Genomic DNA, 23,119 nt, shown 5'->3' with positions numbered 1-23,119 from the left:
TCCGCGACTGCCTCAAGCCACCCGGATACCCCGGCTCTGTGTCAACCAATCGATAAACAACGCAAACAACTCCGCCTGGGAGCTGATTTCCAGTTTGGTGTAGAGGTTTTTACGGTGCATGCGCACGGTTTCCGGGGAGATGTTCAGCACCCGTGCGGTGGATTTTACCGAGTGGCCACGCAGGATCAGGTGGGCGATTTCGCGTTCGCGCACGGTCAGCAGCGGGCTGCCGAAATTCATGAAGGCGGCTTCGATTTGCTGATTGAGGCTGGACTGGGGACTGGCCGGTTGAGTGGCGCGGTCAACCTCGGTAAACAGGTGCCGCAGGCCGCCCTGGGTGCCGAAACGGCGCAGTAGTTCGCGGACCATGGGTTCTACAGCGCGCATCAGTGCCAGTTGTTCGGCGCTGAAGGGCGTGGTGCTCAGACCCTGGAACATCGACAGTGAAATTTTGCTCTGCGGGTCGAGGTCGACGATGTAGTAGCAGTCTTCCACGGCGCCGCTCTTGAGGTAGTAAGTCTTGTAGTACTCGCTGCAGAAGAAGTCATCCGGGGCGATTTCCGAGAGGTGGTAGAAGCCTTCGGCGAGGCCGTTTTCCACCGCCAGGCAGAACGGGTCAAGCAGGTAACCACGGGAGAAGTAGCGGTTGATGATGTCGTCGCGGTGATCGCCCGGGATACCCCGTTGGTGCAGCAGCTGCGGCGGCAGGCCTTTGCGTTCGAGGCTGATCATCATCGACTCGATGGGTGTCAGGCCGTTGAGGGCGGCTGCCAACGCTTCGAGAAAGACGCTGTCGTCCAGTGCCATGAAGGCTTTGGCCAGCCCCACGTTCCAGGTCAGCAGGGCCTGGAACGAGAGCGCGCCGGGAGTAGTGTTCAGGGCTTCGGTCATGCCCGGCAGTCTACTCGCCGGGCACGTTGCAGGCAAAATGCCGAGAAGCCATGGGGCCGGTTCTCCACCCCCGTATTGCCGGGTATTCATTGGCCCTGGTACTGGCCGCTGCGCTGGAGTTCATCGGCGGTGTCCAGGATGCATTCGCGCAGGGTGCGGACCACCTCGTCAATCTGTGCGTGGGTGATGATCAATGGCGGCGACATCACGTTCAGATGCCCGATCGGCCGCACCAGTAAACCCTTGGCTTGTGCCCGCAGGTGGATTTTCTCGCCGACGTTCAGCGCCTCCGGGAACAGTGCCTTGGTCTGTTTGTCGGCGACGAACTCGATACAGGCCATTAATCGTTTGCAGCGCACGTTGCCCACCAGCGGCAGATGGGCGAGGGTCTGCAGGCGCTGCTCCAGGTAGCTGCCGACGTCCTCGACGTGAGCCAGAAGGTTTTCCCGCTCGATGATTTCAATGTTCTTCAGCGCCGCGACACAGCTCACCGGATGCCCGCTGTAAGTGAATCCATGGGTGAAGCAGCGGCCTTTGCCCGGTTCGCCGATCACCTGCCAGATACCCTCGGAGAAGATGCACGCGCCCAGCGGCAGGTAGCCCGAGGTCAGGCCCTTGGCGGTGGTGATGATGTCCGGTTGCATGCCGAACACCTCTTCGGAGGCGAAGAAACTGCCCAGACGCCCGAATGAGGTCACGACTTCATCGGCGACGTAGAGCATGTCGTAGCGCTGGCAGATTTCCCACATCCGCCGGTGATAACCCTCTGGCGGGATGATCACGCCGCCCGAGCCCATCACTGGCTCGGCAAAGAACGCCGCGACATTCTCGGCGCCGATGGTGAGGATCTTGTCTTCAAACTCGTTGACCAGGAAGTCGAGGAAGTCCGCTTCGCTCATGCCGCTCGGCGCGCGGTAGTAGTTGGGGCAGGAGACGTGATGGAACAGCTCGCTCATGAAGTCGAATTCCGGCGCGCGGTCGGCGGCCTTGTTGCCGATCGACATGGTCAGGAAGGTCGAGCCGTGATAGGCGTTGAGCCGCGAGATGATGTGTTTCTTGGCATGCTTGCCGCGGCAGTTCTGGTAGAACTGGACCAGCCGATAGGCGGTGTCCACCGCCGTCGAACCACCGGTGGTGAGGAATACATGGTCGAGGTCGCCGGGAGCGAGGCTGGCGAGCTTCTCGCAGAGCTGGATAGCGCTGACGTTGGCCATGTCGCAGAACGGGTTGGAGTAGGCCAGCTGGCGCACCTGGTTGGCGATGGCCTCGGCCATTTCCTCGCGACCCAGGCCGATATTGGTGCACCACATGCCACCGACAGCGTCGAGATAGCGAGTGCCGGCGGTGTCGTAGATATAGGCGCCATCGCCTGCGGCAATGTTCAACGAGCCTTGCTCACGATGTTCGTCGAACATGTGGAAGCCGTGCATGTAATGCGCCTTGTCGGCGGCGACCAGCTTGTCTTGATCGAACTGTGCGAAGAACGCTGGGGATTGAGTTGGCATTAGCTTCACCTTCGGCATCACTGTGGGGTGGATATCTGGCGGGGCAGGGCGCGGCATCATTTACCGGTCTTCACCGTGTTCCAGGTACGGGTGATCAAGCGCACGCTGGCCTGCGGTTGAGTCTTTTGAGTGAACAGCCGCTGCAGGGTTTGCGGATCGGGGTAGATCGCCGGGTTGTCGCGAACCTCGGCGCTGACCAGTGCCGTCGCCGCCTGGTTGCTGTTGGCATAACGGATGTAGTCGCTGACCTCGGCGATCACTTGCGGCTGCAGCAGGTACTCGATGAAGCGGTGGGCATTGGCAACGTTGGGTGCATCGACCGGAATGTAGAGGTCATCGAACCAGATCAGCGAACCTTCCTTGGGAATGAAGTAGGCGAGCTTGATCTTCGCCCCGGCTTCCTCGGCGCGCGCCTGGGCGGTGGCGTAGTCGCCGGACCAGGTGGTGGACAGGCACAGGTCACCGTTGGCCAGGCCGTTGAGGTAACTGGTCGAATCGAATTTGCGAATGTACGGACGCACCGCCATCAGCACTTCTTGAGCCGCCTTGAGGTCCTGCGGATCAGCGCTGTTGGGATCGCGGCCGAGGTAGGTCAGCGCCAAGGGGATAATGTCGGTGGGCGAATCGAGCAGGGTCACCCCGCAGTCGGCAAAGCGCGCGACGACTTTCGGGTCGAAGATCATCGCCAGCGAACCGAGGGGCGCATCCGGCATGCGTTCCTTGATCTTGTCGACGTTGTAGGTGACACCGTTGCTGCCCCAGGTGTAGGGCGCCGAATACGTCACACCGGGGTCGTAGTTTTCCAGACTCTTGAGGACCTGCGGGTCGAGATTGCGCCAGCTGGGGAGCAGCGTCTTGTCCAGTGGCTGGAACACCTTGGCCTTGATCAGCAGCGGCACCAACGAGGCGTTGAGTACCACCAGGTCGTAGCCGGAGCGCCCCGGCAGCAGCTTGCCCTGGACGGTTTCGTAAGAGTCGAAGGTGTCGTAAGTCACCTTGATGCCGGTGGCCTTTTCGAAGTTGGCGATGGTGTGCTCGCCAATGTAGTCCGACCAGTTGTACAGCCGCAGGGAATTGCCGGCGGCCTCCGAGCCATGGCTGAGCGTTGGTAGTGCGGCCAGTGCCGTGCTGAGTACTGCTGCGAGGATTTTGCGCATATCAGTCCCACCTTGTAGTTATTGTCGGGCCCGGGTCGAGCTGCTGGACTCACTCTCAAGCAACGCCGGCCATCGCGCCATAACCCGATCGGGTAGGTGGGGGTTGAAGTAGTTAACGAAAATCCAGAGTCTTGTGAACACTTGTGGCGAGGGGCTTGTCGGAACGCCGCACCGCCCCGATGGGGCGCGTAGCGGCCCTAAAAACTGCAAAGGCGTTGTATCAGGCACACCGCATTCATCGATTTTACGACCGCTTCGCAGTCGAGCGGGGGCAAGCCCCCTCGCCACAGTTGATCGTCCGACGATAGATTTCTGTTAACTGACTGGCATTAGGAAAAGGGGCCGTGCGGAGTCAACGTGCTTCGCTGGTGGAGGAAGATTCCAGAGGGCGTACCGCTGCGGGGCGAATGAGCGCTGGCCGGCGTGGCGAGTGCCACAGGAACACCAGCATGGCCAGAAAGCCGATCACTCCGGGAGCGGCAAATGTCAGGAAACTGAACTGCAGCGGCAATTGCGCCGCATGCAACGCGCCGCCGAGCAATGGGCCGATGATCGCGCCTATGCGTCCGATACCCATCGCCCAACCAAGGCCGGTCGAGCGGATATGGGCGGGATAGAATTGCACGGCGCAGGCGTTGGCCAGGATCTGCGTGCCGATGGTACTGGCACCGGCAATGGCGATCAGCAGGTACAGCACCCATACCGGCGACTTGAGTGCCAGCAGGCTGAGTGACAGTGCGCCCAGGGCAAAGAACCCCAGCAGCACCCGTTCGATGCCGACACGGTCGCCGAGCCAGCCGCCACCAATGGCACCGAAAATGGCGCCGAAGTTCAGCACCAGCAGAAAGGCCAGGCTCGAGTTCAAGCCGTAGCCGGCCGTATGCATCAGTTTCGGTAGCCAGGAGCTGAGGGCGTAGACCATCAACAGGCAACAGAAGAAGGCCAGCCACAACATCAGGGTGTTCAGCTTCCGGCCATCCTGCAACAACTGGAGGATGGAGACGTGACTCGCCTGGCCTTTGGCAAGGCCGAGCTGATCATCGGGCCGTGGCTGGTAGTCTGGCGCCGCCTTCTGCAACAGCCCCCGGGCTTTGTCGACCTGGCCGGCGCGCAGCAGGAAGTTCAGGGATTCCGGCAGTTGGCGAACCAGCAGCGGCAAGACCAGCAGCGGAATCACCGCCACGATGAACACCGCCTGCCAGCCCCAGCGCGGCATCAGCAGCATGCCCAGGCCTGCCGACAGCATCCCGCCTATCGAATAGCCGCTGAACATCACCGCCACCAGCGTGCTGCGCATTTTCTTCGGCGCGTATTCGTTCATCAGGGCGACCACGTTGGGCATGACCCCGCCGATGCCGAGCCCGGCGATGAAGCGACAGAGCGCAAACTCCGTGGGAGTACGCGCAAAGGCATTGATCACGGTGAACCCGCTGAACAGGATCACGCAGGTCATGATGGTCTTGCGCCGTCCTATCCGGTCCGACAGCGGGCCGAAGAACAGTGCCCCGAGCATCATGCCGAACAGTGCGCAACTGCCCAGGAGACCGGCCTCCACGGCGGTGAGGCCCCAGTCCTGCATCAAGGCGGGCAATACCACGCCATAGATAACCAGGTCATAGCCGTCGAAGACGATGATCAGCGCGCACCAGAACAACAGGCGCCCATGAAATGAATTGAAGCGAGCCCCGTCGATCAGGGCGTTTACGTCGATAGTACGCATGGCTTGGCTCTTCTTGTCATTGTTATAAGGCCTGGGACTAAGGCGACGGAGTCCCCGGTGACGGCCGCTGGGCTGTAGGACCTGCCGCAGGCTGCGATCTTTTGATTTTGCTTGCGGGCAATATGCAGAACCGCCAAAAGATCGCAGGCTTCGCCAGCTCCTACGCCGATCGTGTACATCCACGAGCTGCCGGATGAACACACCCCCTTCAGTGACTGCTGCACAGGGCTTCCCAGCCCAGTAGTTCGCGAGCCCGGATTACGTCTGCATCCAGATCGTGATTCCACAGCCAGTCGAAGCGGCTTTCCAGCGTCGAGGACAAGGCTGGTTCGTCCGCCCCCACAGCCGGATCGCGCAGCTCGTACAGCTCGCCGGCTTCTCGCGAGGTTCGCTGCACGCGGCAGGCACGTGGACGGCGCAGCGCATCGTAGGCCGCAAGCAGGGCGTGCAGCTTGTCGTTGCTCAGCCGTGGGTCGCCGAGCAGGCGTGCCAGAAAAAAGGCGTCTTCCAGACCCTGTCCAGCACCGGCACCCTGGTGGGGCAGCGTGGCGTGAGCGGCATCGCCAATGAGCGCGACCCGGCCATGAACGTAACCCGGTAGTTCGGCCAGATCGTGCAGGGCCCAACAGCTTGGCGCCGGAATGCTTTCCAGGAGGATTCGCGCGGCGTCGCCCCAGCCCGCGAAGGCGTCGAGCATCTCGCGCTGACTGGTTTCGCGGACCCAGGGAGCGTCCTTGGGCCAGACCGGGTCCGGCGCGCTACGGTCGGACACGAAGGCGACCACGTTGATCAGTCGACCCTGTTTGACCGGGAAGGTGAGGATATGAGCGTCCAGCCCCAGGTACATCTGCGGCACATCGATCAGGTGCTCATCGATGCCCCGGGCGCGGTAGGCTTCGCGCAGTTGCTGGCTGTCGATCAGCCCGCGATAGGCGATGGTGCCGCTGAAACGCGGCGCGGCAGGTGGCGCACCCAGCCCCTCCAGGACATGGCCTCTTAACGCCGACTTGATCCCATCCGCGCCGATCAGCAGGTCGCAGCGATAGTCGCTGCCGTCGGTGAACACCACTCGGGCTTCGTCGGCGTGCTGCTCGACGGCGGCCGCGCGTTTGTTGAAGCGGGCGATGCCGGCGGGAAGGCGACTCGCCAGCACCTCGAGAAAGTCCGCACGGTGAACCGAGGACTGACCGACCCCCGGCGCCACGCTGGCACCGAGGTAGTGGGCATCGTTGCTTCGACGCCACTCGAACCACACGTCCTGCCAGGGCTCGGGCGTACGGTCGGCGATCTGTCGATAGGGCTCGGCCAGCCCCAGGCCGGCCAGCGCGCGAACCGCGTTGGCGCCGAAGGAAACACCTGCGCCGACCTCACCGAAGGCAGGAGCGGATTCGAACAGTTGGACGTCGAGATGGCGATGGCGGCAAAGATCCAGGGCAAGCGCGACACCGGAAATACCGCCGCCAACAATCCCGATACGCAAGGCTGAGCTGCTGTTGTTATTCATTGTGGTACCTATGGTCGCTTTGTTTTTGTGCGACCGATCATCACGGCTCGAGTAGTATTAATAAATAGGCCTAAACCCATACACGATATTTCCACTATGAATATTGCTTTGCGTTCATCTCCTCCCATCCATTGGAGTAGGCGCAAGCGTTGGAGTCCCATGGAGCTGCGCGATCTGGATCTGAATCTGCTGGTGGTGTTCAACCAGCTCCTGCGGGACCGAAGAGTCTCCACCGCCGCCGACAATCTGGGCCTGACCCAGCCCGCGGTGAGCAATGCCCTCAAACGCTTGCGCCTGGCCTTGCAGGACGAACTGTTCGTGCGCACCTACCAGGGCATGCAGCCGACGCCCTATGCCGAGCAACTGGCCGAGCCCGTCGGCCTTGCCCTGCATACGTTGCGCGATGCCTTGAACCGGCAGGACAGCTTTGATCCCGCGACCAGCGAGCGGGTGTTCACGCTGGCGATGACCGATATCGGCGAGATCTATTTCACTCCCCGGCTGATGGATGCATTGGCCAGGCAGGCACCCAAATGCAGGATCAGTACCGTGCGGGAAAATCCCATGAGCCTGCGCGAGGACCTGCAGAGCGGCACGGTAGATCTGGCTGTCGGCTTGCTGCCGCACCTGCAGGCGGGGTTTTTCCAGCGTCGACTGTTCCACCATCGCTATGTGTGCATGTGCCGCAAGGACCACCCGGCCACGCGAGAGCCTTTGACCCTGGAGCGATTCTGCTCGTACGGGCATGTCAGGGTGATCTCGGCCAACACCGGCCATGGCGAAGTTGATGCCTTCATGGCCCGGGAAGGTATCGAGCGTTCGGTACGTCTGGAGGTGCCGCATTTCGTTGCGGTAGGGCACATTCTTCAGCGCACTGACCTGCTGGCGACCGTGCCTGAGCGCTTCGCCGCCTGCTGCGAAGAACCTTTCGGTCTGACCTCGCTACCGCATCCGGTGGCGTTGCCAGAGATTGCCATCAATCTGTTCTGGCACGCCAAATATCACAAGGATCCGGGCAACCGCTGGCTTCGCCAGTTGATGTTCGACTTGTTTTCGGACTGAGGGGTGAGTGATCGGCGAGCAGTCAGCTCGTACCAGGGTTCGCGTTTTTCTCGCGCTGTTTTAACGGCCGGACGGCAAGCTGATGTAGGAATCGCGTAGCGCGTGGGAAAGATTGAGTGCAGCACTTTGCGCTGGCGTGAGCTGAACCAGCGATGGATCTACCTGCTGGGCGAACGCAACCATTTTCTGCTCCACGCCCGGAGCCTCCACCATACTCAGCTCCGCCACGTACAGCTCGCGGAAGCGACGCTTGGCCCTGGCGACTTCTCTTGGCGTACGGTCGTCAGGGTTGGCGATTATGGCAGCTGTTTTCACCGTCTCGATGTAAATCGCCCGACGAAGTTCGTAGAGCGGTTTCGTCGCTTCGACAATGCGCGCCTCGGCCTCTTTCTGCCGGGTTGAATTGAAACTCAGAACACTGATGACGACACCCGCGACCACGCTTATGACTTGGACCAGGGTCACCACCGATTCCAACCTTGTCTTGGTATCTGCCATGAACGTGCTCCGCAAGCGTGGCGCGGGATCCGACATGAGAATAATGTTAGCCGCTACCGGGCTGCCATCAAGGGAAGAGAGAGCAGAACAGCGAGAGAAATTTTATCCGACGTCTCCAGGGAACGTAGCGCGCGTAGCCAGGGCCCGGCTTCCAAAGGCAATGACCAGCGCGCTGACGATCAGCGCCAGGGCGACGGCGAACGTAGTTCGCATGCCGCAGGCAACGGCCTCGGGACGCGCCGTGGTGATGTCGATCGTCGCCGAGGCGAACACGAACACCGCACCCAAAGCGGAGGCACCCGTGATCAGCCCCAGGTTTCGCGACAGGTTGAGCATGCCGGCGATGACGCCCCGTTGGTCCGGGCGAATATCTGTCATGACCGCGGTGTTGTTGGCGGTCTGGAACAGTGCATAGCTGATGGTGATGAGCACAATGGGCGCGATGTAGCCGAAGATCCCGAGCGTCTCTGGCATCACCGATAAAATGAGGCAACCGGCCGCCATTCCGCCAAGCCCGAAGAGGGTCATGCGCTGCGCGCCAAAACGGTCGGCAATGCGCCCGGCGGGCACTCCCGTCAGCGCCGCGAAAAACGGTCCGACCGATAACACCAGACCCACCAGAGCGGCTTCCAGCCCGAGCGCATGGGCGAGATAGAAGGGCCCGACCACCAGCGTCGCCATCATCACCGTCGAGACCAGGGCGCTCATGGCGAGGCTGCCACTGAGCACCGGATCGCGGAACAGCGACAAGCGCATCAAGGGTGAGGCGACTCGCGTCTCGGCGAGCACGAACAGGCCGGCGCCGACCAACGCAGCCAACAGCAGGGCGATGTTCAGCGGGCCAAAATTGCCGCGGCCAAGCGTCATGGCCAGCGCATAAGCCGCGAGCGTCAGAGCCAGCAGCAGCGTGCCCAGAGGGTCGAAACCGACACGATCGGTTTTCGGCCGCTGGCGATCGGCGGGCAGGTAGCGATGGGCGAGCAGAAAAGTCAGGAGGCCCAGGGGTACGGTGATCAGGAAGATGGCCTGCCAGCCGAGTCCGGCGATCAGCACTCCGCCGAGCGACGGCCCCAGAGCAGTGCCCGTCGCGGACATTGTCCCGAGTAAACCCATGGCGCTACCGGTCTTTGCCTTCGCAACCGTGTCGCCGACAAAGGCCATGGTCAGCGCCATCATGATCGCCGCACCGAGGCCCTGCAGCGCCCGGCCGGCAATCAGCAGCCAGAGCGAGGGCGCGAAGCCGCACAGGGCCGAGGCCAGCGTGAACAAGGCGATTCCCGCCAGGAGCAGCCGCCGACGGCCGATGATGTCACCGAGCCGTCCAACGCTGACGATCAGGGTGGTGATGGCCAGTAGATAGGCGATGACGACCCACTGGACTTCCTGGAAGGAGGCGTTGAACACCTGGGCCAGGGTCGGCAAGCCCACATTGGCAATGCTGGTGCCGAGCGAGGACAGCAACATGGATAGCGAAAGGCTGGCGAGCGCCCAGCGCACTGTAGGTGTCCGCGGTATATCTCCCGCTGCCACCTCATTTCGTACTGCGATTGCTGGCTTCATCATGTCCCCTGTTTTTGGCGACTCCCGATACGGAGCTGTCAGAAATCTACGCCTGCGCATAACATGGCGGAAGGCGCAGCATTTGCACTTTATTCGTGCGTTTAACGCCATGCCACAATCACGCCATGCCAGGAGCAATGCATGTCGATACCCGATCTCAACTTGCTGGTCACCCTGGATGTGTTGCTCGCAGAAGGCAGCGTTGCGCGCGCTGCGAAGCGGCTGCGGCTTAGCCCGTCGGCGATGAGTCGGGCACTGGCGCGCTTGCGGGAAACCACCGGCGATCCGCTGTTGGTCAGAGCCGGACGCGGTCTGGTTCCCACCCCCCGAGCGCTGGAACTGCGCGAGCGGGTCAGTCAGTTGGTGCAAAACGCCGAAGCAGTTCTACGTCCTGCCGAGCAGATCGACCTCAAACAGCTGGTTCGAACCTTCACGCTGCGCACCAGTGACGGTTTCGTGGAGAACTTCGGCGCGCAGCTCATTGCCCGCATCGACGCACAAGCGCCTGGTGTGCGGCTGCGCTTCGTGCCCAAGCCAGATAAAGACAGCACGCCACTTCGCGACGGGACGGTCGATCTGGAAACAGGCGTGGTGGGCAAGACCGCTGGCCCGGAGCTGCGCACCCAGGCCTTGTTCCGGGACCGTTTGATTGGCGTCGTGCGAATCGGGCACCCGCTGAGTCAGGGCGAGATCACTCCCTCCCGTTATGCGGCTGGCAGGCACATCAGCGTCTCCCGGCGGGGGCAAGACAAGGGGCCTATTGATGAAGCGCTGAAGCCGCTCGAGCTTGAGCGGGAGATAGTAACCATCGTCGCCGGCTTTTCGACCGCGCTGGCGCTCGCCCGGGCCACCGACCTGATCGCCAGCGTTCCCGAACGGCACACCGCCAACCTGCGCGCTGGAATGCACAGCTTTTTGCTTCCGATCTCAATGCCAACGTTCACCGTCGCAATGCTCTGGCATCCACGGCTGGATGCCGATCTGGCGCATCGCTGGTTGCGGGGTTGCCTTCGGGAGGTTTGTGCGCAGCAGGGCATTGATTCGTTTACAGATGCACGGGTTGTCGATGATTGAAGTTGTTGAGTCAACAGAGAAACCGAGCCGCTGATCACGCAATTGGGTAGGCCGCACGAGCTCCAGTCCCCTGATGAACACCTCCATTCGGCCTGGGCGTACGCATTCCCCTGTAGGAGCTGCCGCAGGCTGCGATCTTTTGATCTTGATCTTGTTGGAACTGGCTTGCCTCAATGCCCGTCAGTTAAGGAAATGAGGTCTCTGTAGGAGCAGCCGGTCGACACTCGATTGCTAGCGATGGACTCAAGGGCGGCGCGTTTATTCAGAAAACACGCGTTATCGTTAACGTCCATCGCGAGCAAGCTCGCTCCCACAGGGAAAGCGGCCTGACAGATAGGGCTAGGCGACGACAGCGAGGTCCACTTGGCGAGGCATCACGTCCTCGCCAACCGCGGCGCTTTATTGCGCGCGAGACCTGTCGAGCCACTCCAGCGAAGTGCGCCAAATACAAATGCCCAGAAAATAAGCCGACATCGCCAGCCACAGCCCCATCACCATCGGGTCTTTGCCTGGATGGTTGAGCACCAGCGACAGGCTGCACAGCAGCCAGACGGCGGTCACGGCGATGTTGATCGGCATGAACCGGCGGACGCGGAAGGGGTGGAGGAATTTCATCCGGGACACGGTCAATAGCGCCAGCCCGATGATGCTGAGCAGGGTGATCCAGGGTGGCGGGGAGATGATGTAGAGGCACAGGGCGACCACATTCCAGGCGGCGGGGAAGCCCTGGAAGTAGTTGTCCTTGCTCTTCATGTTGACGTTGCAGAAGCAGAACAGCGAAGAGACCAGGATCACCGATACGGTCAGCAGCGGTGTGTAGCCCGGCAGCTCGACATACCAATAGATGAACAGGGCCGGGATGAACACATAGGTCAGGTAGTCGATGACCAGATCCAGCACCGACCCATCGAATCCCGGCAGAACCGTCTGGACATTGACCTTGCGCGCCAGCGAGCCGTCGACGCCATCGACGATCAGCGCCACCCCCAGCCACAGCAGGCAGGCCTTGGGATGGTCCTCGAACAAGGCGATGGTCGCCAGGAATGCGGTGACCACGCCGGTGGCGGTAAACCCATGGGCGCCCCATGCTTTGAGCCTGGCTATGTGTAGAGTCGATATCATCGGGCATTCTCCAGAAAATGAAGCTGACCAGTGACCACCGTCGATGCGGGTACCGGCAAACATAGCTTAGGTTGCAAGTATCGACCGGGTATCGGGGGATAAGGTTCACCCGCAAAAAATCTTTGCTCTGTCACTCCATGCAAAGAATAGAGCAGGGCAATCCGCATCACCTGCGCTTCAAATAGCCGGACCGAAACAAAAAAAGCGCCCGAAGGCGCCAGGAATCACCTTAACCGAGGGAGGCCAGGTGAAGCCGTTCAGGTTGTTGCCGCGTTGGTAAGTCGCGGCGTGAACGGAATAGGGTGTCGCGCCGGTAGGGGCGCGGGGATCTAATGGCCGAGTTTTACCCGGGTCCAGCCACGGGTCATCAGGCGCTGGGTGCCGATGGGCAGGTCGGGGACGGCATAGAGGGTGGCCATCACCTCGTGCGGCGGGTACGAGCCAGGATCGTTACGAATCGCGTCGTCGACCAAGGGTGTCGCCGCGGCGTTGGCGTTGCTGTAGCCGACGTTGTTGGTGATTTCGGCCATGATCTCCGGGCGCATCAGGAAGTTCATGAACAGGTAGGCATTCTCGACGTTTGCCGCGTCCCGGGGGATGGCGACCATGTCATAGAAGCTGCCTGCCCCTTCTTTCGGGATGCTGTAGCTGATTTTCACGCTGTCGCCGGCTTCTTTGGCGCGGGCCTTGGCCTGCAGCACGTCGCCGGAGTAACCAACGGCAACGCAGATGTTGCCGTTGGCCAGGTCCGAGATGTACTTGGACGAATGGAAGTAGGCCACCGAAGGGCGGATTTTCATGAACAGCGCTTCGGCCTCGGCGATCTGCTTCTGGTCTTGGGAGTTCACTGGGTAGCCCAGGTAGTGCAGGGCGGCCGGGAGCATTTCGGTCGGTGAGTCGAGAAAGCTGATGCCGCAGGCTTTCAGTTTTGCAGCGTTCTCGGGTTTGAACAGCAGGTCCCAGGAATTTACCGGTGCGTCGGTGCCCAGGGCTTGCTTGACCTTGTCCGGGTTGAAGCCGATACCGATCGAGCCCCACAGGTAGGGGAAGGCATGGCCGTTATCGGGGTCGCTGGCGGAGGCGTTTTTCAACAAGGTCGGGTTGAGGTTTTTCCAGTTGGACAGTTTTGCTTTGTCCAGCGGCTGGTAGACCCCAGCCTTGATCTGCTTGGCCAGAAAACTGTTGGAGGGTACGACAATGTCGTAACCCGACTTGCCGGCGAGCAGCCTGGCCTCGAGGGTTTCATTGCTGTCGAATACATCGTAGACAACGCGGATCCCGGTTTCCTCTTCGAATTTCTTCAGCGTGTCCGGGGCAATGTAGTCCGACCAGTTATAGACGCGCAGCACCTGGTCATTGGCCAGGGCGCAGGTGCTGATCGTGCTGAATAAGGACCCACCCAGTAAGGACAGCGTGAGTAGAGTCCTGCCAAACATTTTCATCCGTACAACTCCGTTTTTTTTGTGATGTGTGGCGGTTTGTTTGAAACGCGGCCGCCTAGGCAGCCGCACCTGCCAATTGACGCTCAGGTTGCTTCCAGGATTCGCTCGCGGTCTGGTCCATGGCTTCCTGGATCGCGCGTTTGCGGTTGGCTTCGGCCTTGCGGCTGAAATACCAGACCAGGAAGGTGACAAACGAGACCACCAGCAGAATCAGACTGGCCACCGCGTTGATCTCCGGTTTCACCCCCAGGCGCACCGCCGAGAACACTTCCATCGGCAAGGTGGTCGAACCCGGCCCCGAGACGAAGCTCGCCAGTACCAGGTCATCCAGCGACAGGGCGAAGGACATCATCCCGCCCGCGCCCAGCGAGGGTGCGATCATCGGGATGGTGATCAGGAAGAACACCTTCAGCGGCCGCGCCCCCAGATCCATGGCCGCTTCTTCGATGGACAGATCCAGTTCACGCAAGCGCGCCGAGACCACCACCGCCACGTAGGCCGCGCAGAAGGTGGTGTGGGCGATCCAGATGGTGATGATGCCGCGCTCCTGGGGCCAGCCGATCATCTGCGCCATGGCGACGAACAGCAGCAACAGCGACAGACCGGTGATCACCTCAGGCATCACCAACGGCGCGGTGACCAGGCCGCCGAACAGCGTGCGGCCCTTGAAGCGGGTCACCCGGGTCAACACGAACGCCGCCAGGGTGCCCAGGGCCACAGCGGCTATCGCGGTGTAGCAGGCGATTTCCAGCGAGCGCACCACCGAGCCCATCAGTTGCGAGTTGTCCAGCAGGCCGACATACCATTTCACCGACCAGCCACCCCAGACCGTCACCAGTTTCGAGGCGTTGAACGAGTAGATCACCAGGATCAGCATCGGCAGGTAGATGAACAACAGCCCCAGTACCAACATCAATTTTGCAAAGCCGAAACGTTTCATGCCCGTCCCTCCATCTCTTTGGCCTGGCTGCGGTTGAACAGGATGATCGGCACAATCAGGATCGCCAGCATCACCACCGCCAGGGCGGACGCCACCGGCCAGTCACGGTTGTTGAAGAACTCTTGCCATAGCACGCGGCCGATCATCAGGGTTTCCGGGCCGCCGAGCAGTTCCGGAATGACGAACTCACCGACCACTGGAATGAACACCAGCATGCAGCCTGCGACGATGCCGTTTTTCGCCAGCGGCACGGTGATTTTCCAGAAGTTGTTGAAGGTGCTTGAGCCCAGGTCCGATGCGGCTTCGAGCAGGCTCTGGTCATGCTTGACCAGGTTGGCATAGAGCGGCAGGACCATGAATGGCAGGTAGGCATACACCACCCCGATATACACCGCGATGTTGGTGTTCAATATTTCTATCGGGTGCTGGATAAGGCCGGTCCAGAGCAGGAACGCATTGAGCAGACCGTTGTTGCTGAGGATCCCCATCCAGGCGTAAACCCTGATCAGGATCGCGGTCCAGGTCGGCATCATGATCAATAGCAGTAACACGGTCTGCGCGTCCTGACGGGCTTTGGAGATGGCATAGGCCATCGGGAAGCCGATCAGCAGGCAGATCAAGGTGCTGAAAAAGGCCACTTTCAACGAGCCGAGGTAGGCCGAGATGTAAAGGTCATCAGCGGCCAGCAGCGCATAGTTGCCAACGTTGAGGAACAGCTGGAATTTCTGCTCGGCGAAGCTGTAGATCTCCGAGTAGGGTGGAATGGCCAGGGCAGCTTCCGAGAAGCTGATCTTCATCACCAGGAAGAACGGCAGCATGAAGAACAGACACAGCCAGAGGAAAGGAATCCCGATGACCACTTTGCGGCCACTGGGGATCAGTCGCAGAATCCGCTTATTGATGGTAATCATGCACGCAGTACCACGCCGCTGTCGTCTTCCCACCACACGTAGACCTGGTCATCCCAGGTCGGGCGTGCCCCGCGGCGTTCAGCGTTGGCCATGAACGACTGAACGATCTTGCCGCCCGGCAGCTCCACGTAAAACACCGAGTGCCCGCCGAGGTAGGCGATGTCATGCACCTTGCCTTGGGACCAGTTGTAGCGGGCGTCGGGCTTGAGGGTGGTGACCAGCAACTTCTCCGGGCGAATGGCGTAGGTGACGGACTTGTCTTCGACCGAAGTGCTGACGCCGTGGCCGACGTAAATCTTCTGCTCCAGGTCCGGGCTATGAATGATTGCATGGCCTTCCTGGTCTTCGGTGACGGTGCCGTCGAAGGCATTCACGTTGCCGATGAATTCGCAGACCATGCGGCTGACCGGCGCTTCGTAGATATCGACCGGGCTACCAATCTGGGCAATCCAGCCCAAGTGCATGATGGCGATGCGTTGGGCCATGGTCATGGCCTCTTCCTGGTCGTGGGTCACCATCACGCAGGTCACACCGACCCGCTCGATGATCTCCACCAGCTCCAGTTGCATCTGTGAGCGCAGCTTCTTGTCCAGCGCGCCCATGGGCTCGTCGAGCAGTAATAGCTTTGGCCGCTTGGCCAGGGAACGTGCCAATGCCACCCGCTGGCGCTGGCCACCGGACAACTGATGGGGCTTGCGCTTGGCATACTGGGTCATATGCACCAGCCTGAGCATCTCTTCGACGCGGGCTTCGATCTCGCTGGCCGGCAGCCGGTCCTGCTTGAGACCGAAGGCAATGTTCTGCGCCACGGTCATGTGCGGGAACAGGGCATAGGACTGGAACATCATGTTGATCGGCCGCTCGTAGGGCGGCATGTCGGTGATGTCTACGCCATCGAGGTAGATCCGCCCTTCGGTAGGACGCTCGAAGCCTGCCAGCATGCGCAGGAGTGTCGACTTGCCTGAGCCGGAGCCACCGAGCATGGCGAAAATTTCGCCTTGGTGGATTTCCAGGGACACATCGTCCACGGCGATGGTCTCGTCGAATTTCTTGGTGACCCGGTCGACTTTAACCAACACCTTTTTCGGGTGCGGGTTGCCTTCAAGAGCCTTCCTGTAAGTGCTGGAGGCGTTTGCCATGTGAAACTCCCAACAGGTGTGAGGAGTCGGGCCAATACGGCCTGACTTAATAGAGTGATTACCAACCCGCACCGCGCGGGTTTATTCGGCGCCGCCGTCCTGGCTGCCTGGTGGTGCTTGTTGTTGTCGAAAGTGCTGTCGAAAAGTGTGGTTTTCCTGAGGGGTGGGCGCGCAAAGGCGCACCCGCCTGACTCACGGGGGCAGTTAAATCGTTGAATGGTGTTTGAGGTCGTCAGTCAGCGCGCATAACGAAGCGCTGCCCGTTGCCGGCATGCGTCGCCAAACGCCTGGAAAATACTCAAGTAAGGAGGGTTCGACAGGACCTGCCATTCCGGGTGCCATTGCACGCCAACGGCGAAAGCCTTGCTGTGCTCGACAGAGATCGCCTCGATCAGGCCATCCGGTGCAATGGCTTCGGCGCGCAGGCCCGGAGCGAGTCGGTCGATGCCTTGGCTGTGAATCGAGTTGACCTGGAACACCTGAGGCAGATCCAGCGCTTGGAACACGCCGCCCGGTTGCACGCTGACCGCGTGAGCCGGTGCGTACTGCACGGCCAGGTCCGGATGATCCGCTTCGCGGTGATCGAGGAAGCCTTGGAGTTCGTGGACCTTCTGATGCAGGCTGCCACCGAACGCCACGTTCATTTCCTGGAAGCCGCGACAGATGCCGAGCACCGGAACGCCGGCAGCCACGGCTGCACGTAACAGGGGGAGGGTGGTGCCGTCCCGTTGCTGATCGTGTTCCGTGCCTGGGGCACTGTCGGGCCCTTGATAGTGGAACGGCTCCACATTGGACGGTGAGCCGGTCAGCAGCAGGCCGTCCAGATGCTCAAGCAGCTCATCTATTTCAGTCAGTTCAGCCAGGGAAGGAATGACTACCGGCAGTCCCAAAGCCGCGACGCTGACAGCACGCAAGTACTTGTCGCCGCTGACGTGGTAGGGGTGCAGGCCAATCTGTTTGATGCACGCAGTAACGCCGATCAATGGCTTGAATGCCATTTTTATCACCTCGAAGTTTCACACTTGAACGAGCTTTTCCGGAGCTTAGCCTTGTTGATTTTAATTAACAACTCTCATGTAAAAAATTCTAAACACCGCACGTCCGATGTTGAGGGCTCACGCTCGTTTCAAGGCTTATTTGGCACTGTCGTACCCTGATGAGGCCAGAAAACTAGCGATTAAACGCTGAGTGTTCGCTATTGACTTCACTTTGCCTTTCGGATTGACTGGGCTCGTGAAAGGGTAGTGAACATAATAATTAACAGCTAATAGGTGCATCATGTCGGTCCCTCTGCGTGCCGTTCAACTCAACGAAGCAAACGCATTCCTTAAGAAATATCCTGAGGTTTTGTACGTCGACCTTCTGATTGCGGATATGAACGGTGTGGTGCGCGGCAAGCGCATCGAGCGCACCAGTCTTCATAAGGTTTACGAAAAAGGCATCAACCTCCCGGCGTCACTGTTTGCTCTGGACATCAATGGTTCTACGGTGGAAAGCACCGGCCTGGGTCTGGACATCGGCGACTCGGATCGAATCTGCTTCCCCATCCCCAATACGTTGAGCATCGAACCCTGGCAGAAGCGCCCAACCGCGCAACTGTTGATGACCATGCATGAACTCGAAGGCCAGCCGTTCTTCGCGGACCCTCGCGAAGTGCTGCGTCAGGTGGTAAGCAAGTTCGATGCAATGGGCCTGACCATTTGCGCGGCGTTTGAACTCGAGTTCTATCTGATCGACCAGGACAACGTGAACGGTCGTCCGCAATCGCCACGCTCGCCGGTCTCCGGCAAACGTCCGATGTCGACCCAGGTGTATTTGATCGATGACCTGGACGAATACGTCGATTGCCTGCAAGACATCCTCGAAGGCGCGAAAGAGCAGGGCATCCCTGCGGACGCCATCGTCAAGGAAAGCGCCCCGGCGCAGTTCGAAGTCAACCTGCATCACGTCTCCGACCCGATAAAGGCCTGCGACTACGCGGTATTGCTCAAGCGTTTGGTGAAGAACATCGCCTATGACCATGAAATGGATACCACTTTCATGGCCAAGCCGTATCCGGGACAGGCGGGCAATGGTCTGCACGTGCACATCTCGATCCTCGATAAAGAAGGCAACAACATCTTTGCCAGTGAGGATCCCGAGCAGAACGCCGCACTGCGTCATGCCATCGGCGGTGTGCTTGAGACCCTGCCGGCGCAGATGGCTTTCCTCTGCCCGAACGTCAACTCGTACCGGCGTTTCGGCGCACAGTTCTACGTGCCGAACTCGCCGAGCTGGGGCATCGACAACCGTACCGTCGCGGTCCGGGTGCCAACCGGTTCGCCGGACTCCGTGCGCATCGAACACCGCGTTGCCGGCGCCGATGCCAACCCGTACCTGTTGATGGCGTCGGTACTGGCCGGTATTCACCACGGCCTGACCAACGAAATCGAGCCCGGCGCGCCGGTGGAAGGCAACAGCTACGAACAGAACGAGCAGAGCCTGCCGAACAACCTGCGCGATGCCTTGCGCGAGCTGGACGACAGCGAAGTCATGGCGCGCTACATCGACCCGCTGTACATCGATGTGTTTGTGGCGTGCAAGGAAAGCGAACTCGCCGAGTTTGAAAACTCCATCTCGGACCTTGAGTACAACTGGTACTTGCATACCGTCTGACGACCAATACCCGTCATTGGGGATGCGGAACCTGTGTAGGTATCGACACATCTTTGATGGCGGGTGAATAACCCTGTAGGAGCTGCCGCAGGCTGCGATCTTTTGATCTTGATCTTCGGGGGCTTCATGGACGTCAAAAACCAAGGTCAAAAGATCGCAGCCTTCGGCAGCTCCTACACGTCCGATGACTACTTATTCCTCTGCGTTGAGTCACAACCATGGCAAACACTCGCAGCGACTGGGAGCAACGCTTTCAGTCCTTATCAATAGAAGGTCGGGCATTCATTGACGGCCAATACTGCTCGGCACTCAGCGGCGACACCTTTGAATGCATGAGTCCGGTCGACGGTCGTTTCCTGGCCAACGTCGCCAGCACCGACGAAGCCGACGCCAATGCGGCGGTCGCCGTCGCGCGCCGCACATTCGAATCCGGTATCTGGGCGCGGTTGGCACCCGCAGAACGCAAGCGCATCCTGATTCGCTTCGCCGACCTGATTCTGCAGCACCAGGATGAACTGGCGCTGCTGGAAACCCTCGACATGGGCAAGCCGATCAGCGACTCCATGGGCATCGACATCCCGGCAACCGCCAACGCGATTCGCTGGAGCGCCGAGGCGATCGACAAGATTTACGACGAGGTCGCGGCGACGCCCCATGATCAGTTGGGGCTCATCACTCGCGAGCCGTCTGGCGTGGTGGCGGCCATCGTGCCGTGGAATTTCCCGTTGATCATGGCCAGCTGGAAGTTCGCCCCGGCCCTGGCGGCGGGTAATTCATTCATCCTCAAGCCTTCGGAAAAGTCGCCGCTGACAGCGATCCGCATCGCTCAGTTGGCGCTGGACGCGGGTATCCCGAAAGGGGTGTTCAACGTTCTGCCGGGCTTTGGTCACACCGTCGGCAAGGCGCTGGCGTTGCATATGGATGTCGACGTCCTGGCCTTTACCGGCTCGACCGCGGTGGCCAAGCAACTGCTGATCTATGCCGGGCAGAGCAACATGAAACGAGTCTGGCTGGAGGCGGGCGGCAAAAGTCCCAACGTGGTGTTTGCCGATGCGCCTGACCTGCGCGCTGCGGCACAGGCGGCGGCCAGTGCCATTGCCTTCAATCAGGGCGAAGTCTGCACCGCCGGCTCGCGCCTGCTGGTGGAGCGTTCGATCCGCGAGCAGTTCATTCCGATGCTGGTGGAAGCGCTGCAGGCCTGGAAACCCGGGCATGCCCTTGACCCGGCCACCACCGTTGGCGCGGTCGTCGATCAGCGGCAACTGGAGTCAGTGCTGCGCTACATCGAAATCGGCAAGGAGCAGGGTGCTGAACTGATCGCCGGTGGCAAGCGCACCCTTGAGGACACCGGTGGCCTGTACGTCGAACCGGCGATTTTCGACGGCGTGACCAATGCCATGACGATTGCCCGGGAGGAGATCTTCGGTCCGGTGCTGTCGCTGATCACCTTCGATACCGCCGAAGAAGCCTTGCAGATCGCCAACGACAGCATCTTCGGCCTGGCAGCCGGGGTCTGGACCAGCAACCTGAGCAAGGCCCACACCTTTGCCCGTGGCCTGCGCGCCGGCAGTGTCTGGGTCAATCAGTACGACGGTGGTGACATGACCGCGCCGTTCGGCGGGTTCAAGCAGTCGGGTAACGGCCGGGACAAGTCACTGCACGCGTTCGATAAATACACCGAACTCAAAGCGACCTGGATCAAGCTCTAATACTTTTACAACGGTGGTCGCGGGCGTCTGCCTGCGGTCACCGGGGAATTTTATGATGCAAACTCATGTAAACAGCTACTACGCCGCGACCCGCAACCAGACGGGCGACTTCCCGGTTCTTGAAGAACTGGTGGAATGCGATGTCTGTGTGATCGGCGCGGGCTACACCGGCTTGTCATCGGCGCTGTTCCTCGCTGAAGCGGGCTACAGCGTGACCGTACTGGAATCCGCCAAAGTCGGCTTCGGCGCCAGCGGACGCAACGGCGGGCAACTGGTCAATTCCTATAGCCGCGACGTCGATGTCATCGAACAGCGCTATGGCGACAAGACCGCGCAAATCCTCGGGAGCATGATCTTCGAGGGCGCGGACATTATTCGCCAGCGCATCAAGCACTACGACATCAAGTGCGACTACCGTCCCGGCGGCATTTTCGCGGCGCTCAACAAGAAGCAACTCAAGGGTCTCGAAGAACAGAAAGGCGCCTGGGAGCGTTACGGCAACCAGCAACTGCGAATGCTCGATAGCGCCGACATTGCCCGGGAAGTCGGTTCGGACAACTACGTCGGCGGCCTGCTGGACATGCAGGGCGGGCACGTGCATCCGTTGAACCTGGCACTGGGCGAGGCGGCCGCGATCATTGCCCTGGGCGGGAAAATCTTCGAGCAGTCGGCGGCGGTCAACATCAGCTACGGTGAGCCGATTGTTGTCAGGACCGCCAAAGGCGTGGTGAAGGCCAAGTACTTGCTGATTGCCGGCAACGCCTACCTGAACCAGGATCTGGACCCCCGGGTGACCCGCAAGAGCATGCCCTGCGGCTCGCAAATCGTCGTGACCGAGCCGTTGTCAGCGAAAGTGGCCAAGAGCCTGATCGCCAACAACTACTGCGTCGAAGACTGTAACTACCTGCTCGATTACTTCCGGCTCACCGCCGACAATCGCCTGCTGTATGGCGGCGGTGTGGTCTATGGTGCCCGCGAGCCGGATGACATCGAACAGCTGATCCTGCCGAAGATCCTCAAGACGTTCCCGCAGCTCAAAGGCGTGAAGGTCGATTACCGCTGGACCGGCAACTTCCTGCTGACCATGTCGCGCATGCCGCAATTCGGGCGCATTGAAAAGAATGCTTACTACATGCAGGGCTACAGCGGGCATGGCGTGACCTGTTCGCACCTGGCGGGCAAGCTGATCTCGGAAATGATCCGCGGTGATGCCGAGCGCTTTGATGCCTTTGCCTCGCTACCGCATATGCCGATGATCGGCGGCAGGACCTTCCAGGCTCCGTTGACTGCCATGGGCGCCGCTTATTACTCGCTGCGCGACCGTTTCGGCGTCTAGCCGGGGGTTACCGGCGGCGGCCGGCCGGGCACTGGCGCCGGCCTTTTTGTCGGTCAGTTATCTAACCTGCTGAGCTGCGCGAACAAACGTGATTTAATACTTGGCTTCCCACGTATCCGGGGCAGGGCCGCGGCGATCGTTCCAGGCAATCGTCCACTCTCCCCAATACCCTTGAGTATTTTTCGCATAAGGCTGTCATGGACACGGGCACACGACTCAAATTAGTGCGCGAAAGCTATAAGCTTTCTCAGCGCGAGCTGGCCAGGCGTAGCGGCGTTACCAATGCCACAATCTCGCTGATCGAGCAGAATCGCGTAAGTCCATCAGTCAGTTCGCTGAAGAAATTGCTCGAGAGCATTCCCATGTCGTTGGCGGATTTCTTCACCTTCGACCAGCCCCCTCGAGAGGGCCGTTACGTCTTCCGTGCCAATGAACAGCCTGACCTGGGCCGTCATGGCGTGCGCCTGCTGCTGGTAGGCGCGGTCGTGCCAAGCCGGCAGATGCGCTTTCTGCGTGAGCAGTACGCACCCGGGGCGAGCTCCGGCGAGGACCCCATTGTCCATGCCGAAGGCGAGGAGTGCGGGCTGGTGACCCGTGGCACTGTCGAACTGACGATTGATGGGCAGGTCAGCATTCTCAATGCCGGTGATGGCTACTACTTCCCGACGACCTTGCCTCACCGCTTTCGTAATATCGGGCAGGATGAGGCCGAGATTATCAGCGCGAATACGCCGGCGAACTTCTGATATTGGGCGATTGCAGACACACACGAAATGGCACGTGCACGCGGTCGGCGTAGGAGCTGGCGGAGCCTGCGATCTTTTCCAGGGACAGGGCAACCCCAGAGATGTCAGCGAAGATCAAAAGATCGCAGCCTGCGGCAGCTCCTACAGG

General features: G+C 60.5%; 19 protein-coding genes. 6 read left to right on the top strand and 13 right to left on the bottom strand.

Features of this window, described 5'->3' with window-relative positions; all coding sequences use genetic code 11:
* Nucleotides 1-12: 12 nt before the first annotated feature.
* From F8N85_RS05430 to salA, 5 genes are all read right to left on the bottom strand, one after another.
* Nucleotides 13-891 (bottom strand): LuxR C-terminal-related transcriptional regulator, encoded by an 879-nt coding sequence (locus F8N85_RS05430; RefSeq protein WP_150802635.1) that lies wholly within the window; start codon nucleotides 889-891, stop codon nucleotides 13-15.
* A gap of 86 nt (nucleotides 892-977) precedes the next feature.
* Complete coding sequence (locus F8N85_RS05425) at nucleotides 978-2,396, bottom strand: aminotransferase (protein WP_150802634.1); 1,419 nt, start codon at nucleotides 2,394-2,396, stop codon at nucleotides 978-980.
* 56 nt (nucleotides 2,397-2,452) lie between these two features.
* Entirely contained in the window at nucleotides 2,453-3,553 is a 1,101-nt protein-coding gene (locus tag F8N85_RS05420) for a polyamine ABC transporter substrate-binding protein (RefSeq protein ID WP_150802633.1), read from the bottom strand.
* A 352-nt stretch (nucleotides 3,554-3,905) separates the two neighbouring features.
* Entirely contained in the window at nucleotides 3,906-5,273 is a 1,368-nt protein-coding gene (locus F8N85_RS05415; protein ID WP_150802632.1) for an MFS transporter, read from the bottom strand.
* A 208-nt stretch (nucleotides 5,274-5,481) separates the two neighbouring features.
* On the bottom strand, nucleotides 5,482-6,777 hold the full coding sequence (salA, locus tag F8N85_RS05410) for a salicylate 1-monooxygenase (protein ID WP_150802631.1): 1,296 nt from the start codon (nucleotides 6,775-6,777) through the stop codon (nucleotides 5,482-5,484).
* Between the two features lie 159 nt (nucleotides 6,778-6,936).
* Between salA and F8N85_RS05405 the strand changes: the two genes are divergently transcribed.
* A complete protein-coding gene (locus tag F8N85_RS05405) occupies nucleotides 6,937-7,839 on the top strand; it encodes a LysR family transcriptional regulator (RefSeq protein ID WP_150802630.1) in 903 nt (300 codons plus the stop codon).
* Between the two features lie 60 nt (nucleotides 7,840-7,899).
* On the opposite strand, the gene F8N85_RS05400 is transcribed toward F8N85_RS05405, so the two are convergent.
* Nucleotides 7,900-8,337, bottom strand: a complete 438-nt coding sequence (locus F8N85_RS05400; protein WP_150802629.1) for a hypothetical protein — start codon at nucleotides 8,335-8,337, stop codon at nucleotides 7,900-7,902.
* A 102-nt stretch (nucleotides 8,338-8,439) separates the two neighbouring features.
* Nucleotides 8,440-9,897 carry an MFS transporter gene (locus F8N85_RS05395; RefSeq protein WP_150802716.1) on the bottom strand — a complete coding sequence of 486 codons (1,458 nt, stop codon included), beginning with the start codon at nucleotides 9,895-9,897 and terminating at the stop codon, nucleotides 8,440-8,442.
* 141 nt (nucleotides 9,898-10,038) lie between these two features.
* Between F8N85_RS05395 and F8N85_RS05390 the strand changes: the two genes are divergently transcribed.
* Entirely contained in the window at nucleotides 10,039-10,971 is a 933-nt protein-coding gene (locus F8N85_RS05390; protein WP_150802628.1) for a LysR family transcriptional regulator, read from the top strand.
* Nucleotides 10,972-11,370: 399 nt separating this feature from the next.
* Here F8N85_RS05390 and pcsA read toward each other — a convergent pair whose 3' ends face one another.
* The 6 genes from pcsA to F8N85_RS05360 form a co-directional block, all read right to left on the bottom strand.
* Entirely contained in the window at nucleotides 11,371-12,093 is a 723-nt protein-coding gene (gene pcsA / locus F8N85_RS05385) for a phosphatidylcholine synthase (protein ID WP_150802627.1), read from the bottom strand.
* A gap of 329 nt (nucleotides 12,094-12,422) precedes the next feature.
* On the bottom strand, nucleotides 12,423-13,535 hold the full coding sequence (locus tag F8N85_RS05380) for a polyamine ABC transporter substrate-binding protein (RefSeq protein ID WP_150802626.1): 1,113 nt from the start codon (nucleotides 13,533-13,535) through the stop codon (nucleotides 12,423-12,425).
* A 55-nt stretch (nucleotides 13,536-13,590) separates the two neighbouring features.
* On the bottom strand, nucleotides 13,591-14,475 hold the full coding sequence (locus F8N85_RS05375) for an ABC transporter permease subunit (protein WP_150645110.1): 885 nt from the start codon (nucleotides 14,473-14,475) through the stop codon (nucleotides 13,591-13,593).
* Nucleotides 14,472-15,353: an ABC transporter permease subunit gene (locus F8N85_RS05370; protein WP_191636121.1), complete on the bottom strand. Its 882-nt coding sequence runs from the start codon at nucleotides 15,351-15,353 to the stop codon at nucleotides 14,472-14,474. Before F8N85_RS05370 ends, F8N85_RS05375 begins: the two co-directional genes overlap by 4 nt.
* A gap of 29 nt (nucleotides 15,354-15,382) precedes the next feature.
* Nucleotides 15,383-16,525 carry a polyamine ABC transporter ATP-binding protein gene (gene potA / locus F8N85_RS05365; RefSeq protein ID WP_150802624.1) on the bottom strand — a complete coding sequence of 381 codons (1,143 nt, stop codon included), beginning with the start codon at nucleotides 16,523-16,525 and terminating at the stop codon, nucleotides 15,383-15,385.
* A gap of 236 nt (nucleotides 16,526-16,761) precedes the next feature.
* Nucleotides 16,762-17,523, bottom strand: coding sequence for a gamma-glutamyl-gamma-aminobutyrate hydrolase family protein (locus F8N85_RS05360; protein WP_150802623.1), 762 nt, complete (start codon nucleotides 17,521-17,523; stop codon nucleotides 16,762-16,764).
* Between the two features lie 280 nt (nucleotides 17,524-17,803).
* Here F8N85_RS05360 and F8N85_RS05355 point away from each other — a divergent pair, with 280 nt between their 5' ends.
* From F8N85_RS05355 to F8N85_RS05335, 4 genes are all read left to right on the top strand, one after another.
* Nucleotides 17,804-19,180, top strand: coding sequence for a glutamine synthetase family protein (locus F8N85_RS05355; RefSeq protein ID WP_150802622.1), 1,377 nt, complete (start codon nucleotides 17,804-17,806; stop codon nucleotides 19,178-19,180).
* A 218-nt stretch (nucleotides 19,181-19,398) separates the two neighbouring features.
* Entirely contained in the window at nucleotides 19,399-20,889 is a 1,491-nt protein-coding gene (locus tag F8N85_RS05345; protein WP_150802620.1) for an aldehyde dehydrogenase, read from the top strand.
* 52 nt (nucleotides 20,890-20,941) lie between these two features.
* A complete protein-coding gene (locus F8N85_RS05340; protein WP_150802619.1) occupies nucleotides 20,942-22,225 on the top strand; it encodes an NAD(P)/FAD-dependent oxidoreductase in 1,284 nt (427 codons plus the stop codon).
* 197 nt (nucleotides 22,226-22,422) lie between these two features.
* Entirely contained in the window at nucleotides 22,423-22,971 is a 549-nt protein-coding gene (locus tag F8N85_RS05335) for a cupin domain-containing protein (protein ID WP_150802618.1), read from the top strand.
* Nucleotides 22,972-23,119 lie beyond the last annotated feature (148 nt).

The organism is Pseudomonas fluorescens (assembly GCF_902497875.1).
In the GTDB taxonomy this organism is placed as follows: Bacteria; Pseudomonadota; Gammaproteobacteria; order Pseudomonadales; family Pseudomonadaceae; genus Aquipseudomonas; species Aquipseudomonas fluorescens_BR.
This window is presented reverse-complemented; position numbering and strand designations above follow the sequence as displayed.

Excerpts from the sequence above, each read along its gene's own strand:
- F8N85_RS05360 (WP_150802623.1), bottom strand. The coding sequence starts at position 17,523 with ATGGCATTCAAGCCATTGATCGGCGTTACTGCGTGCATCAAACAGATT.
- F8N85_RS05375 (WP_150645110.1), bottom strand. The coding sequence starts at position 14,475 with ATGAAACGTTTCGGCTTTGCAAAATTGATGTTGGTACTGGGGCTGTTG.
- F8N85_RS05420 (WP_150802633.1), bottom strand. The coding sequence starts at position 3,553 with ATGCGCAAAATCCTCGCAGCAGTACTCAGCACGGCACTGGCCGCACTA.
- potA (WP_150802624.1), bottom strand. The coding sequence starts at position 16,525 with ATGGCAAACGCCTCCAGCACTTACAGGAAGGCTCTTGAAGGCAACCCG.
- pcsA (WP_150802627.1), bottom strand. The coding sequence starts at position 12,093 with ATGATATCGACTCTACACATAGCCAGGCTCAAAGCATGGGGCGCCCAT.
- F8N85_RS05390 (WP_150802628.1), top strand. The coding sequence starts at position 10,039 with ATGTCGATACCCGATCTCAACTTGCTGGTCACCCTGGATGTGTTGCTC.
- F8N85_RS05400 (WP_150802629.1), bottom strand. The coding sequence starts at position 8,337 with ATGGCAGATACCAAGACAAGGTTGGAATCGGTGGTGACCCTGGTCCAA.
- F8N85_RS05405 (WP_150802630.1), top strand. The coding sequence starts at position 6,937 with ATGGAGCTGCGCGATCTGGATCTGAATCTGCTGGTGGTGTTCAACCAG.
- F8N85_RS05380 (WP_150802626.1), bottom strand. The coding sequence starts at position 13,535 with ATGAAAATGTTTGGCAGGACTCTACTCACGCTGTCCTTACTGGGTGGG.
- salA (WP_150802631.1), bottom strand. The coding sequence starts at position 6,777 with ATGAATAACAACAGCAGCTCAGCCTTGCGTATCGGGATTGTTGGCGGC.
- F8N85_RS05335 (WP_150802618.1), top strand. The coding sequence starts at position 22,423 with ATGGACACGGGCACACGACTCAAATTAGTGCGCGAAAGCTATAAGCTT.
- F8N85_RS05345 (WP_150802620.1), top strand. The coding sequence starts at position 19,399 with ATGGCAAACACTCGCAGCGACTGGGAGCAACGCTTTCAGTCCTTATCA.
- F8N85_RS05425 (WP_150802634.1), bottom strand. The coding sequence starts at position 2,396 with ATGCCAACTCAATCCCCAGCGTTCTTCGCACAGTTCGATCAAGACAAG.
- F8N85_RS05355 (WP_150802622.1), top strand. The coding sequence starts at position 17,804 with ATGTCGGTCCCTCTGCGTGCCGTTCAACTCAACGAAGCAAACGCATTC.
- F8N85_RS05340 (WP_150802619.1), top strand. The coding sequence starts at position 20,942 with ATGATGCAAACTCATGTAAACAGCTACTACGCCGCGACCCGCAACCAG.
- F8N85_RS05430 (WP_150802635.1), bottom strand. The coding sequence starts at position 891 with ATGACCGAAGCCCTGAACACTACTCCCGGCGCGCTCTCGTTCCAGGCC.
- F8N85_RS05415 (WP_150802632.1), bottom strand. The coding sequence starts at position 5,273 with ATGCGTACTATCGACGTAAACGCCCTGATCGACGGGGCTCGCTTCAAT.
- F8N85_RS05395 (WP_150802716.1), bottom strand. The coding sequence starts at position 9,897 with ATGAAGCCAGCAATCGCAGTACGAAATGAGGTGGCAGCGGGAGATATA.